Origin of the sequence: Halobaculum sp. MBLA0143, assembly GCF_041361465.1 — an archaeon.
GTDB lineage: Archaea > Halobacteriota > Halobacteria > Halobacteriales > Haloferacaceae > JAHENP01.
Genome location: NZ_JBGKAC010000001.1, coordinates 437,075 through 450,555, shown reverse-complemented (window position 1 = coordinate 450,555; position 13,481 = coordinate 437,075). Strand labels below are relative to the sequence as shown.

Here is a 13,481-nt window from a genome sequence, read left to right as displayed (position 1 = left end):
TCCGGCCACGCTACCATGTCTCGAGAGGGGTCGCCCCGGGAGAAAAAGCTACCCCGTCCGTCGGCGACTCACTGGAGCGGCCGCTCGCCGGGCCTCGACTCCGTCGCGTCGCGGAGCGTCTCGCGGTGGCGGTACGCCTGGACGGCGACGCCGACGGCGAGCGCGACGGCGAACCACAGCGTCGAGATCCGGCCGAGTCCGCCGCCGAAGCGGACACCACCGGTCACGGCCCGTTGCCACATCGGCACCGCCGCGCCCAGCAACGCCGCCCCGAGCGCGGTGACGGCGGTCGTGACGATGGCACGGTAGTAACGGGCCGCCGCCGCCCCACCCAACAGCCCGGCGGCCGTCGCGATCAGCAACGACTCGCGGAACCGTGGCCCGGCCAACACCGGCAGCGACTGCAGACGCCCGAGTGTCGCCACGGTCGAGGCGTCGAGCCCGACGACCGCGTTCGTCACCTGACCGCCCGCCAACACCACCAGCACGGCGCCACCGGTGGCGAGTGCGCCCCCGAGGACGACCGCCAGCCGGCTGACCAACGGGACGGCGGCCCGCCCGACGACCGCACCGACGAGTGCCAACAACGCCGCCCCACCGACACGGGTCTGGGTGCCGACGGCGGCCACCCGAGGGAGGAACAGCCAGCCGGCCGCTCCCCCGCCGACCACGCCCGCCACCCACCCCACCCAGGAGACGAGTCGGTCCGCGAGGTCGTAGCCGAACGACGCGAACCCGCTCCCGACCGCCGTGACCAGTGTGAGTGCGATCAACGCCCGTGTCGACGTCTCGATCATACGCCACGGTATCGACGCCGCGATTATAAATCTCTGACACGAGGAGCCCGCGACGGCGCGAGCGACCCGTGGGTCCCGGCGCCCGGGAACACCAGAGTAACGGACAGCTATTTGTGACTGTGTGGGATACGCTCCGACGATGGAACGTCTCCGTCTCTCAGTTCTGATTCTAGTGGTCGGCTGCCTCCTCGTGGGGGTGGGGGGACTCCCGGAGGCGACGGCGGGTCAGGCCGACGAGATTCAGATCGACGCGACCGTCGACGGGGAGCCGGTGGCCGAGGGGGACCGACTGGTCGCGCCCGAACAACCGAACCTCAACGTCTCCGTCGCGGCCGACCGCGAGATCCAGGCCGTCTTCCTCCGGATCGACGGCGAAGACGAGGTCAGAAACCTCTCGGTAGAGTCCAACCGGTACAATCTCACTCGACGACTACGGATCGGTCCCGGCCGCCACGACGTGACGGTGATCGTCTCGACGAACGAGCAGACCCGGAGCTTCCAGTTCCAGTACGTGCGCGACCTCCAGGGACCGGTGATCCAGTTCACTCGGCCCGCGAACGTCTCGCTGGGTACGGTCGAACGAGTGGAGACCAACCGCTCTCGGTACCCCATCTCCTTCCGGACCCGCGACTTCGTCTCGATCAGCCGAGTGGAGGTGTCGGTCGTCTACTACGCGGACCGGTCGCTCAACGTCTCGAACGACGCCGACGGGACCGCCGGCCGTCCGGTGGAGACTCAGACCATCGAACTGAACAGTTCGAGACGGCAGTTCGACCGCCAGCTCCTCGTCGGGCCGGGCACCAACCGGATCGTCGTCGAGACCGAAGACGAGTTCGGCAACGTCCGTCGAAAGGAGATCGACGTGGTCGTCACGGACGACGGGACCGCGCCGGCCGTGACAACGACGGGAGCGAACTTCACTGTCGTCAACGGGACCGAGACGCTGACCACCGAACGGCCACAGTTCGTCTGGCGCGGAACGGTGACCGACCCCGTCGCCGTCGACAGGGTGTCGGCGGACCTGACCGACGCCTCCGGCAACAACCGGTTCCTCCGGCTCGTCCGGCCGCCGGCCGACAACCGGACGAGCGGCCGTCGGAGCGTCAACGTCGCCCAGCGGGTGCCGTTGGACCCCGGAGCCAACTACATCAATCTCACCGTCACGGACGTGTTCGGGAACGAGAACCGGACGGACTACCGCGTCGTGTACGACCCGATCACGCTTGCCGAACGGGTCCGCCCGGAGGTTCGCTTCTACCGCAACCGCTCGCGGGTGGACGGCAACCGGACGCAGTTCTACGTCGAGGTGACCGACGGCAGTGTCCGGTCCGTCGTCGTCGAAGCAAAGGGACTGACGACACAGGACACCGGGTTCGTCTACGTCGCACACGACGGGGAGAACCGCAGCCGTGTCGTCTCCAACCGGACACTCCCGATCCAGGAGCGCCGAACGCGGCTGATCGTCACCGTCGAAGACGCCGTCGGCAACGTCCACACCGCGAGCCTCGTCGTCAGCCGCGGCCGGGAGGCGTTCCTCGTCGGCAACCGGACAGAGAGTGGGTTCGTCGTCTACGACGACGCACCCGGCACCCCGACGCCGACGCCGGCGGGGACCCCGATACCGCGCACGTCGACGACGCCGACCACGACGACCACGACGACTACCGGAACGGCGTCGCCGACCGGGTCGCCGCCGGGGACGACCACGACGACGGGGACCGACACGCCACCGGGCGCGACGACCGTGCCGGGCACCAGCCCCAGCGAGACCGTCGCCGTCACGCCCGCGACGGAGACGCTCGGCCTCGGCGGGACGCCCGGTAGTTCCTCCGGCTTCCTCGCTCCGTCCGGCGGTGTCCTCGGCGGCAGCGTCCTCTTGACGGCGCTCCTGGTCGCGTTCGTGGCCGGACTTCGCGTCCGGCTCCGGGGCTGATCCCGGCCGGGATCGCGGCACCCGCCGGCGCCCGTCGCCGCCACGGCTCGTCTCCGACCACGGCCGGGGCAGTCCAACGGCGCACACGAGTGGCTCGCCGCCGCCTCGTGGCGTGGGTGACTCCACCGTCTCGTCGGACGGCGTGTGGCGCCGGCCGCCGTCACGAGCGAGACGGCCGCCGGTCTCGGACCCGTCTCGTCCGCCGTGGGGACCGCGGCGTGTCGGCAGCGCGACGACAGTCGGCCAGACGGTCACCACGGGCGTCCGAACCGTCGCCAGGGGTGACGGCGAAGGCGGGAGACACGTCGCTGTGGTCCTGTGGAAGAAACGAGAAGTCGGCTGCCGAGTCGCCTGCCTCAGAGACCGACCGCGTTCTCGTTGGCCAGCGAGTCGGGCACGCGCAGTTGGAGCACACGCTTCGCGCCGGAGCCGGTGGTGATCGTCATCTCGATCGTCTCGCCGGCGGCGATCTTTCCGGGGTCGATCACGAGGTTGAAGCGGTCACCCGAAGAGAGGACGGGCAGGGTGTCGTCCTCGTCGCGCACGGCCTGGAGGCCGAAGGTGGCGTCCTCCGTGGCACCGCTCGGGGCGTACGTCAGCGTGAAGGAGCCGTCCGGGGCGCGCATCGAGATGACCGTTCCACTCATGTCGATGTCGCCGGAGCCGGCGCCACGCCCGATCACCAGTTCGATCTGGGTGATCGCGGTGCCGTCCGAGATCGACCGGGTGAAGATGTTCGCCGACTCGCCGCCGTTCTGGATCTCGATGTCGCCAGTCACCGCCACGCCGTCGGCCAGCGTGACCGTCTCACTGGCTTCGTCCGTCTCAAGCCCGTTCGTCGGGTCGAACACGATCGAGGCGGACGTGCGCTCGTTGGTCACTGTCACCTCGCTCTGCTGATCCGTCGAGACGCCGAACGAGAGCGTGTCGCCCGTCTTGACGGCGAGGGTGCCGGAGTCACTCCCACCGCCGGTGAGCAGAGTCGTGCCACTGCCGCCGTCGGTGGCGGACGCGACAGTCGTCGTCGAGGAGTCGTTGATGACCAGCGTCTGTGTCGGACTCGCGTCGTCCTGGATCGTCAGGAAACTCTCCGTCCGAGTGAACAGCTCGGCACCGATGTCGGCGTTGCCACCGGTGTTGGTGTCTTCCGTGATCGGACCGAGCGTCAGTTCGGAGTTCTCCGTCGTGCTGTAGTCGAGCGTCACGTCACCGATGCTCGCGTCGCCGTCACCGACGGTGATCGACTCGTCGGCGCCGATGGTGACCGAGCTACCGGTGTCGACGTTCGAGATGGTGATCGTGTCGGTGTCGCGGGTGAACTTCAGCGTCTCACCGTCGGCGACTGCGACCACACCGGTGGTGCTGTCGCCGGACAGTTCGGTGTCGGTGTCGCCGTTGTCGACGGTGACAGAGACCGTGTCGCCGCTGTCGAGGACGAGGGTGTTGCGCTCGTCACCGCCGTCGACTGCGACGCTGTCGACCGGGTGCAGGACGATCGCCTTCGTGTCCGCTTCGGCCGACGACTCGGCGATGATCCCGGTCCGACTCAGGATCTGGAGCTGGTTGGTGACCTGCGCGCTGCTCTCTTCGCCCGTCTGCTGTGCCTTCGACTGGAGGAACCCGGCCGTGTTGATCAGGACGCCCGCCGCGATCGCCGCCACGAGAACCATGGCGATGAACACGATCAGTGTCCCGATCCCCACCTGGCCCCGATCCTCGTCGTCGGGGTCGGGGAGGCTCGGTACTCCGTCGCTGAGTGTGTCTCCCAACATGTCTTGTGCCAAGCGCGTAGCCTGCGCTTGTTGGAGTCGAATTGATCAGAGAGGGATAAAACAGTTACCACGATAGAATCAGTTTCGATAACTATTCACAGACGACGGCTCTCGACGGCGCTGTCGTCGTGTCTCTACACGCTGGAACTGACCGAGTCTGAGAAACTGCGCTGCCGCTGGTCGGCGTGGCGTCGAAAGAGAAGAGCCGCGTCGAACCGCTCGGAGCCGTGCCCGTTACAGGCCGACGGCTTCCTTGTTCGCCAGCGAGTTCGGGACACGGAGCTGGACGACCTTCGTCGCACCAGATCCGGTCGTGATCCGGAGCTCGACCGTGTCACCGCCCTCTAGGGTGCCCAGGTCGAGGTTCAGTTCGAACCGGTCGCCGGAGGTCAGGACGGGGGCCGTGTCGTCCTCGTCCTGCACTGCGGTGATCGTGAACTGCTCGTTCTCGACGGTCGTCTGGCCGTAGTTCAGCGTGAACGAGCCCTTCGGCGTCCGTGCCGAGATTACCGTCTGCGTCAGGTCGATGTCACCTGCGCCCGCGCTGGAGGCGACCAGTAGGTCGACCTGTGTGACGGCGTTCCCGTCGGCGAGCGAGCGAGCGAACAGGAACCGAGAACTCGTCTTGACGAAGCTACCACCACTAGTGACACTAGCAGTGCTGCCGTCCGTCTTCAGCGCGACTGTGTTCGAACTGGTGGCCTCCAGCGTGTCAGTGTTCCCGTTGAACACCACCGACGCACTGGTTGCGAGGTTCTTGATCTTGATCTCGGCGGCACTCGGGAAGGTGAACTTCAGTTCGTCGCCACTCGAGATCGAGAGGGTTTCACCACCAGCGATAAGATCGCCGTCCGTGGAGCTGCCTACGGTAACCGTCTCGCTGCTGTTGACCAGGAGGTTGGTACCAGAGCCGCCCTCGATCTGTGCGAACTGTTCCGTCCGCGTCGTCGCCGACACCGTCAGCGCGTCCGCGCCCGACAGCGGCGTGCCGGACGCGGAGACGGTCGTGTCACCGAACTCACTGTCGGTGAACTGGTAGTCGATGCCCGAGATTTGTCCGGACTGGCTGTCCGTGGGCGTCACGTCCAGGTCCTGGCTACTAGGGTCGAACTGGAGGGACGCACCCGTCTCCGTGTTCGTCAATAGGACCTCATCGCCCGAGACGACCTCGAACTTCACCGCCACCGTGTCGGTTTCCGTACCGCCCGTGACACCGTCACCAACGACGACACCGCCGCTAGACCCACCGGTCGATAGCTCCACGGACCGTTCGTGGCCGTCAGTTGTCGTCGTTACGTCAATGTTGACAACGTCGCCAGAGTCGACCGGAACGTCTCCGTTCAGAACGACCAAGTCCGCCGACGACTGGTCGCCGTTGTTGACGATCCCGGTCTCACTGACGACCTGCAGCTGATTCGTTACCTGCGCACTACTCTCCTCGCCGGTCTGTTGAGACTTCGACTGGAGGAACCCGGCCGTGTTGATCAGGACGCCCGCCGCGATCGCCGCCACGAGAACCATGGCGATGAACACGATGAGCGTTCCGATCCCGACCTGCCCCCGTTCCGTACTGGGGAGACGCTCTCCGAGAGCGTCTACCCGCTCGCGTAGTGTGTCGCGGATCATTGTCTGTTGTGTAGACACCGTCGCGGTGCCTCGCGTCTCCCTGTCGGTCCATACAACGTAAATAGGCTACGCCGTCGCCATTAGAACTGATAATCGGAGTACGTGAAGGCCTAGCACGGGAGAGTCGGCGGTCGGGGTGGTGCGGGGTGAACGGCGTCGGTCGGCGGCCGACCGGTGGGCGCGACGACCGCCGGCGCGCCGGCAGAGCGGTGTATCCACGGACGACCGTCACACCGCTCTCCGGGGGTCGGTCGTCCGTCGTCGCTCGGGACGTCGACGGACCGGCGAGCAGTTCGCCGACCCGCCGACCGTCGTCCAGTGCGGTCAACGCGACCAGGAGGCCGACGCTCCAGCTCAGCCCGACGACGACGCCGAGGCCGTGAACCGCCGTCGACGGCGGGAGTCCACCCGCGAGCGACCCAGGGAGCAGCGCTCGGAGCGTCACCGCCAGCGCGGCGGTGCCGGCCGTGAGCACGCCGAGTGTGACGAGTCGCGGTCGCGGGGAGTCGGCGCCGGCGCCGACACCGACGGCCGCGACGGTCGCCAGCCCCCCGAACAACAGCAGTCGGTCCACGGGGACCGCGAAGCCGACTCCGGCGGCGGCGACGGTGACCGCGCCCCCGACGGCGACGCTCGTCGCCGCCCCGCCCGCGTGTCTGGTCCAGCCGACGACCAGGAGGGTCGTCAGGAGACCGGCGCCCGCGCCGACGAACCCGGAGAAGCCGAGTGAACTCCCTACCGTCAGCGGCGACACCACTCGGTACCAGACGATGGTGGCGACGGACAACGGAACCGGCAACACGACGAACCCGACCGACAGCGCCGTCCAGAAGAACTGTCGGTGGGCGGTGCGCCGGGCGACCGCGAGCGCCGGGACGGCGACGAGCAGGAAGCCGACGGCGTTGTTCAGGACGTGACCTCGGCTAGCGTGGACGAAGTGGGTCGTCCACAGCGCGAGCGTCGCCGGGTCGCGGTGTGAGAGGATCAGGTCCGCCCGGACGCCCGTCGGGAGCGCCCGGTGTGCGGCGACGAGCCCGACGGCGACGAGACAGAGGATCCCGACCTCGGCGAGGAGCGTCGCCGTCCGGCCGGCCGTGCCACCCGTCTGTCCGCGCACGCGTGTCACCTCACCAGGAGTCGCTCCCAGTCGACCGTCCGTCGGACGACCGCCAGACAGACGAACCCGACGACGACCGCCAGGCCGACGGAGACGTACGCGGTCGACGAGGGACTGCCGACGGCCAGGCGGGCGACGGCGTTGGGCGGCGACAACGGTGTCAGTCCGGCGAGCCCGAACAGCCCCAACGCCCCGAGCGAGTACAGCGTCTGTGCGATCCGGCGGTCCGGGACGGCGGTCGCCAACACCGCGCTCCCGACGACGACCAACAGCGTCGCGCCGACGACGACCCCCAGTAGCGACGGGACGTTGCGGACGGTGGTGCCGTTGAGCCGCAGGAGGAACATCCACGCCAGCGCCTGGGCGGGAGTAATCGCCGCCACGGACAGGAGCTTCCCCTCGACGATCTCCGTCGCAGTGACGGGTGCGACCCGGAGTAGTTCCATCGTTCCGCGGTCCAACTCCTCCGTCAGGGAGTCGACGGTGATCGACCCCGCGAGGAAGACGGGGAGGAACAACAACAACGGCACCAACACGGTGTAGGTGAACCCGAAGTAGGTGTTGCCGCCGGCGTCTGGCGGTGCCGTCAGCGTGACACGCTCCAACGAGTCCGCGCGTTCGGCCCGTTCCGTCGCCTCGTAGCTCCGCAGCGCCCGCCTGACCTGCGTGACGACGACGGTCGTCTTGATGTTGGAGTCGGGTGCGAGGACTGTTGCGCGCACGCGACCCCGGTCGGCCGCCTCGACCAACAACGCCGTATCCACCGCGCTCGTCTGGAAGTCGAGTCGGGCGTCGTCCGGCGAGTCGTACCGTCGCACGTCGACGCCGGGCGTCTGTGCGAGCGCCGCCTGGAGGTTACCCACGTCGTCGCCGGCGACGGCCGCGTCCACGCTCGCCGACGGGCCGTCGCCGGGGCTGTACAGCGACACCAGCCCGACGACGAGGAACGAGGAGAAGCCGGCGATGAACAGTTGGATCACGAGCGCGAGTACGATCGTCTTCTCGGAGACGAGCGAACGCACCTCGCGGCGGGCGATCACGGCCCGCGGGTCGGTCTCAACCAAGGAACACCACCACCACGGCGAAGTCGTACGCGTAGTGAATCACGATCGCGGCGACGAGCCCGAGGAGGTAGCTCCGGCCGCCGCGGCTGGCGCCGACGGCCGCGACGGCGCCCGCGACCGTGTGCAGCGCCAACGGCGCCAACAACAGCCCCAGTGCCTCGCCGGCGCCGACGCCGGCGGTGGCGACGACCGTCTCCCCGAGCGGGAGCCGATCCAGCCCGACCAACTGCGCGACCGCGGTCGCCTTCTCGCCGAGGAAGAAGCCGACACCGGAGATCACCCCCAGGAGGGTCGCGCCGACGAGCGTCGACCGGAACCGGTCGCGTTGGAACGCCGCGAACAGGCCCACGCTCTTCGCCGTCTCCTCGACGACCGCGACGACGAGCAACAACACCGGCACCGCGAGTTCCTCTGGGAACGCCACCAGCAACGCGATCCCCAGCAGTTCGGCCACGATCACGAACGGGATCAGCGCCGCCGACAGCAGTCCGACGGACAGGCGTCCGCGAAGCTGTGCGTCTAGGGCGTCCAGGAACTTCGACGGCACCGGGCGCTGGGTGAACATGTCCTCTTCGCGGTAGATCCCGGCGCCCAGCAGGAACAACATCCCCGCGGCGACGAAGAAGGGCCCAGTGGCGAAGAGGAACTCACCGGCGGTCGTGACCGGGGCGCCGGCTTGGAGGTCGCGGACGACGATCGTCAGCGGCGAGATCAGCGCCACCGGGATCACGGTCGTGAAGATCGCCGGGACGAACACGTACGTCGTCACGAACACGGTGATCGTCACCGTCACGAACGTGAGTTCCTTGAACGAGCGGGCGAACATCGCCCCCAGGAACGTCGCGCTCAGGTAGACGAGCGCGACCGGCAACACCGCGAACACGGAGATCAGACCGCCGCCGACGCCGAACGCGACGAGCGCCGTCGCGACGACGAGCGCCGCCAGGTACGGCAGCGTCTTGCCGGCGACGATGTCCAGCCGCGACACCGGCGACACGAGCAGGAGCTCGCCACGGCGGTCGATCCGTTCGTCCAGAATCGTCGAGCCGTACGCCTGGACGACGAAGTTCATCGGCACGAGGAACGCGAACGCCAGGATTAGCGACGCGAACGGGAACGGCGGCGAGATCGTCGCCGGCGACCCCGTGGACTGGCCGCCGAACAGCCCCGACACCGGGCTCCCCCCGCCGCCCAGGTCCGGCAGCCCGCCACCGCCACCGACCTCGGGGAGCCCGAGACCGTCGTCGTCTGCTCCGCTGGTCCCCTCCGGCGTGGCAGTGTCGCGGGGGCTCGCCGGCGTGGCCGTCGGCGTGCCGAGCGTCGTCTCGTCGTCCGCCGCCGACCCGTCCGTCGCCGTCGTCTCGCCGTCGGGTGTCGCCGTCGCGTCGTTCCCGGCGACTGCCGTCTCGTCTTCGATGCCGCCGGCCGTCCCCTCGTCCGCGCCCGTCGGCCCCCCACCCCCCGCGGAGTCGTTCCCGCCGGCCACGGCGGCCGGGTCGGTCACTTCCTGTTGGACGTACTCGACGGTGACGAGCACGGGGAAGGCGGCGCTCTGGTTCGGCTCCAGCCGCATCAGTGCCGTGTTGTACTGCCGGACGGCGTCGTGGTAGACGGAGGCGGCCGCGCGGCCGCGTCGACTCCGTTCGGCACGGACCTCCGCGGTCCGGTCCGTCGGGTCCGTGTCCACGACCGTCAGGACCGCCGTCTCCGAGCCCGGCGGAACGGGCTCTAACGCCGTCGCGTCGGCGACCGGCGCCGCGAACGGGCTGTCGTCGTCCACAGCGACCGGGTACAGTCCCTCGTTGGGCGGGGTGCCGAAGCCGGCGACGGCGCCGCCCGCGGCCGCGCCGGCGACCGCCAGCGCCGCCAGCCCCAACAGAGCGGCGCGTCGGTCGAGACTGCCGGCCGTTCGACTCGCCTCCCAGCGCGCGATCCGGAGGAGCTTCCGGAGATTCACGACGACGACCCGCTGGCAGCCGACTGTGTCTGTGACTCGTCCATGTGCGCTCTCGTTCGGACACGGTCGTGAGGCGTACAAAAGAGTTTCTCGGGCGGACTGCGCCGTCGTCGTCCGGGTCGCCGCTCGGAGTCGTCAGAGTCTTCTCGCCCGCAGAGCTACCGGCGGCGTATGGCCGACAGTGACGGACGCGACCCGGTGTGGCGGGTGTTGAACGCCATCGCCGTGCTCGTGGCGTTGCTCGTCGTCGGGACGGTCGTCGTGGTGATCGTCACCTCCGTGTAGTCCGGCGACCGCGACGTTCAAGCCAGCCGACCCGCTACGACGCCTATGGAGTTCGACACGGCGACCACGGCCGGAGTGTTCGTAGCCGTCGTCGCGCTGGCGGCAGTCGGGATGACCTTCACACCGATGTCGACGAGCACCGTCCTCATGATGGTGGTGCCCTCCGTCGTCGTCTTCGGTGTGCTCATGATCGTGCTGGGCGTCAAACACGGGGAGTACCGCGCGAGCCGGTAGCGTCGCCCGGATCCGCGTCTCGCCGCGCAGACGGCGTTCTCGCCCGACCGCAATTCCTGCCAGTTTATACCTCGGCGGTCGAACCGTGTGGTACGATGGTCGTCGGAGACATCTCTACGGGAACGGACGTAGCCGTGATCGGCGCCGGGCCGGGCGGGTACGTCGCCGCGATCCGCGCGGCACAGCGCGGACTCGACACCACACTGATCGAGCGGGACGCCTACGGCGGGACCTGCCTCAACTACGGCTGTATCCCCTCGAAGGCGTTCATCCACGGCTCCAGCCTGGCCTGGGAGGCTGCAAACGCCGAGGAGCTCGGCGTCCACGCCGACCCGGCCGTCGACATGGGCCAGATGCAGTCGTGGAAGTCGGACGTGGTCGACCAGCTCACCGGCGGCGTCGAGAAGCTGTGTAAGGCCAACGGCGTCAACCTCATCGAGGGAACGGCGAAGTTCACCGGAGAGAACAGCCTCCGTGTCGAACACGCCGGCGACGGTCAGGGCTCCGAGACGCTGGAGTTCGAACGCGCCATCGTCGCCACCGGCTCGCGCCCGATCCAGGTGCCCAACTTCGAGTTCGACGCCGAGCCCGTTCTGTCCTCGCGCGGCGCGCTCGCGCTCGACACGCTCCCCGACCGGCTCGTCGTCGTCGGCGCGGGCTACATCGGCATGGAGCTGTCGACGACGTTCACCAAGCTCGGCGTCGACGTGACCGTCGTGGAGATGTTGGACGACGTGCTCCCCGCCTACGACGACGAGGTGAAGCGGGTGATCCGCAAGCGCGCGACGGAGTTGGGCGTCGACTTCCAGTTCGGGGAGGGGGCCGCCGGCTGGCACGAGACCGGCGACGGGATCGTCGTCCAGACGGAGACGGAAGACGGCGAGACCTCCGAGTACGCGACCGACCGCGTGCTCGTCGCCGTCGGCCGCCAGCCCGTCACGGACACCCTCGACGTCGAAGAGGCCGGCCTGGAGCCGGACGAGAACGGGTTCCTCCAGACGGACGACCGCGCCCGCACGGAGCGGGACCACATCTTCGCCGTCGGCGACGTGGCCGGCGAGCCGATGCTCGCACACGTCGCCAGCAAGGAGGGGATCGTCGCCGCCGAGGTGGCCGCCGGCGAGTCGGCCGCACTCGACTACCAGGCGATTCCGGCGGCGGTGTTCACCGACCCCGAGATCGGCACCGTCGGCATGACGGCGTCGGAGGCCGAAGAGGCCGGGTTCGACCCCGTCGTCGGCGAGATGCCGTTCAACGCCTCCGGCCGCGCACTCACCACGAACCACACGGAGGGGTTCACGAAGATCGTCGCCGACGGCGACACCGGGTTCGTGCTCGGCGGCACCGTCGTCGGCCCGGAGGCCTCGGAGCTGATCGGCGAGATCGGTCTCGCCGTCGAGATGGGCGCGACGCTGGAGGACCTGGGGTCGACGATCCACACCCACCCGACGCTGTCCGAGACCGTGATGGAGGCCGCCGAGAACGCCGAAGAACAGGCGATCCACACGCTGAATCGGTAGTCGCGTAGAAAGCCGGCTGTCCAGAGGCCGCCAGTGGTTCTCGCGTTCGTAGTTTGCCAAACGACTGCCGCGGGTACAGTTCGCTTAGTTCCCTCCGCACCAGTTTGCCGAATTACTGCTGTGAATACAATATCTTTAGTTTTTCCTATCCGGTTCTGCGGCGCGGTCGTCACGACTAACACCGACGCGACCGACCCCGAGTCTGTGACAGACAGCTACACTGCGGCGCTCGTCGACGCCTTCACCGACGAGCCGCTGACGGGCAACGCGGCCGGCGTCGTCCCGGACGCGGGCGGCCTGACGGACACACAGATGCAGGCGGTCGCCCGCGAACTCGCCGTCAGCGAGACGGCATTTCTCTCCGACCACCCGAGCGCGGACCGACAGGTCCGGTACTTCACGCCGACGACGGAGGTGGACCTGTGTGGCCACGCGACGGTGGCGGCACACGCCTACCTCCGCGACCACGACCGGATCGCGGCGGGCACGCACACGCTGGCGACGCAGGCCGGCACGCTCGACATCGAGGTGACAGACGACACGGTCTGGATGACACAGAACACCCCGACGGTGTACGAGCGCCCGGTGGAGTACGACCGGCTGGCCGACGCGCTCGGGGCGGAGCCGTCGGCGTTCGCGGGCGTCGGCGACGCGCTCCCGGTGGCGTACGCCTCCACGGGGCTGCCGTTCCTGATCGTCCCCGTGAGCTTCTTGGACGGGGTCGGGGGGTTAACCCCGGACGACGACGCCGTCGCGGCGCTGGCGGACGACCACGACGCCGTCGGCGTGTACGCGTTCACGTTCGACACGCTCACCGCGGACGCGACGCTCCACGGCCGGTGTTTCGTCCCCGGCGCCGGCGTCCCGGAAGACCCCGTCACCGGGACCGCCTCGGGCGCCTGCGGGGCGTACCTCGACCACTTCGGCGCGTTCCGTGGCGACGGGACGGACGCGCCGGCGCCCGGCGGAACGGACGTGTCGGCGGAGACCGGCACGCCCGCGGAGATGCTGTTCGAACAGGGTCACTACCTCGACCGCCCGGGGCGCGTCCGGGTGCAGGTGGACGCCGACAGCGAGGGGGCGCCGGCGGTCGGTGGGAGTGCCGTCACCGCGTTCGAGGGGACAGTCGAGATTCCGCCGGCAGACGACGACGAGATCCTGGAGGCGGGGTGAGGG

Annotated in this window: 10 protein-coding genes and 2 pseudogenes; 4 read left to right on the top strand and 8 right to left on the bottom strand. The window is 69.0% G+C overall.

Annotated elements, in window-relative coordinates:
* Positions 1 to 68 precede the first annotated feature (68 nt).
* Positions 69 to 797, bottom strand: coding sequence for a hypothetical protein (locus tag RYH79_RS02335; protein ID WP_370895837.1), 729 nt, complete (start codon positions 795 to 797; stop codon positions 69 to 71).
* A 139-nt stretch (positions 798 to 936) separates the two neighbouring features.
* Between RYH79_RS02335 and RYH79_RS02330 the strand changes: the two genes are divergently transcribed.
* The gene (locus tag RYH79_RS02330; RefSeq protein WP_370895835.1) at positions 937 to 2,730 is read left to right on the top strand and encodes a hypothetical protein; all 1,794 of its coding nucleotides are present in this window, start codon (positions 937 to 939) and stop codon (positions 2,728 to 2,730) included.
* 356 nt (positions 2,731 to 3,086) lie between these two features.
* Here RYH79_RS02330 and RYH79_RS02325 read toward each other — a convergent pair whose 3' ends face one another.
* From RYH79_RS02325 to RYH79_RS02300, 7 genes and pseudogenes are all read right to left on the bottom strand, one after another.
* On the bottom strand, positions 3,087 to 3,989 hold the full coding sequence (locus RYH79_RS02325) for a hypothetical protein (protein WP_370900738.1): 903 nt from the start codon (positions 3,987 to 3,989) through the stop codon (positions 3,087 to 3,089).
* A gap of 60 nt (positions 3,990 to 4,049) precedes the next feature.
* Positions 4,050 to 4,502, bottom strand: a pseudogene (locus RYH79_RS02320) (flagellin); the annotation flags it as partial.
* A gap of 234 nt (positions 4,503 to 4,736) precedes the next feature.
* Entirely contained in the window at positions 4,737 to 5,681 is a 945-nt protein-coding gene (locus tag RYH79_RS02315) for a hypothetical protein (protein WP_489753358.1), read from the bottom strand.
* Positions 5,673 to 6,035 (bottom strand): annotated as a pseudogene (locus tag RYH79_RS18060) (archaellin/type IV pilin N-terminal domain-containing protein); the annotation flags it as partial. The gene RYH79_RS02315 and the pseudogene RYH79_RS18060, both read right to left, overlap by 9 nt.
* Positions 5,932 to 7,245 carry a rhomboid family protein gene (locus RYH79_RS02310; protein WP_370895831.1) on the bottom strand — a complete coding sequence of 438 codons (1,314 nt, stop codon included), beginning with the start codon at positions 7,243 to 7,245 and terminating at the stop codon, positions 5,932 to 5,934. The gene RYH79_RS02310 and the pseudogene RYH79_RS18060, both read right to left, overlap by 104 nt.
* A gap of 5 nt (positions 7,246 to 7,250) precedes the next feature.
* Positions 7,251 to 8,309: an ABC transporter permease gene (locus RYH79_RS02305; protein WP_370895829.1), complete on the bottom strand. Its 1,059-nt coding sequence runs from the start codon at positions 8,307 to 8,309 to the stop codon at positions 7,251 to 7,253.
* The gene (locus RYH79_RS02300; RefSeq protein ID WP_370895827.1) at positions 8,302 to 10,266 is read right to left on the bottom strand and encodes an ABC transporter permease; all 1,965 of its coding nucleotides are present in this window, start codon (positions 10,264 to 10,266) and stop codon (positions 8,302 to 8,304) included. The genes RYH79_RS02305 and RYH79_RS02300 overlap by 8 nt, the downstream gene beginning before the upstream one ends.
* 330 nt (positions 10,267 to 10,596) lie before the next feature.
* Between RYH79_RS02300 and RYH79_RS02295 the strand changes: the two genes are divergently transcribed.
* The 3 genes from RYH79_RS02295 (at position 10,597) to RYH79_RS02285 (ending at position 13,478) form a co-directional block, all read left to right on the top strand.
* A complete protein-coding gene (locus tag RYH79_RS02295; protein ID WP_370895825.1) occupies positions 10,597 to 10,785 on the top strand; it encodes a DUF7333 family protein in 189 nt (62 codons plus the stop codon).
* A gap of 95 nt (positions 10,786 to 10,880) precedes the next feature.
* Positions 10,881 to 12,305, top strand: a complete 1,425-nt coding sequence (lpdA, locus tag RYH79_RS02290; protein ID WP_370895823.1) for a dihydrolipoyl dehydrogenase — start codon at positions 10,881 to 10,883, stop codon at positions 12,303 to 12,305.
* A 204-nt stretch (positions 12,306 to 12,509) separates the two neighbouring features.
* Positions 12,510 to 13,478 (top strand): PhzF family phenazine biosynthesis protein, encoded by a 969-nt coding sequence (locus RYH79_RS02285; protein ID WP_370895821.1) that lies wholly within the window; start codon positions 12,510 to 12,512, stop codon positions 13,476 to 13,478.
* Positions 13,479 to 13,481 lie beyond the last annotated feature (3 nt).

Coding starts and splice junctions, on each gene's coding strand:
- RYH79_RS02335 (WP_370895837.1), bottom strand. CDS start 797: ATGATCGAGACGTCGACACGGGCGTTGATCGCACTCACACTGGTCACG.
- RYH79_RS02330 (WP_370895835.1), top strand. CDS start 937: ATGGAACGTCTCCGTCTCTCAGTTCTGATTCTAGTGGTCGGCTGCCTC.
- RYH79_RS02295 (WP_370895825.1), top strand. CDS start 10,597: ATGGAGTTCGACACGGCGACCACGGCCGGAGTGTTCGTAGCCGTCGTC.
- lpdA (WP_370895823.1), top strand. CDS start 10,881: ATGGTCGTCGGAGACATCTCTACGGGAACGGACGTAGCCGTGATCGGC.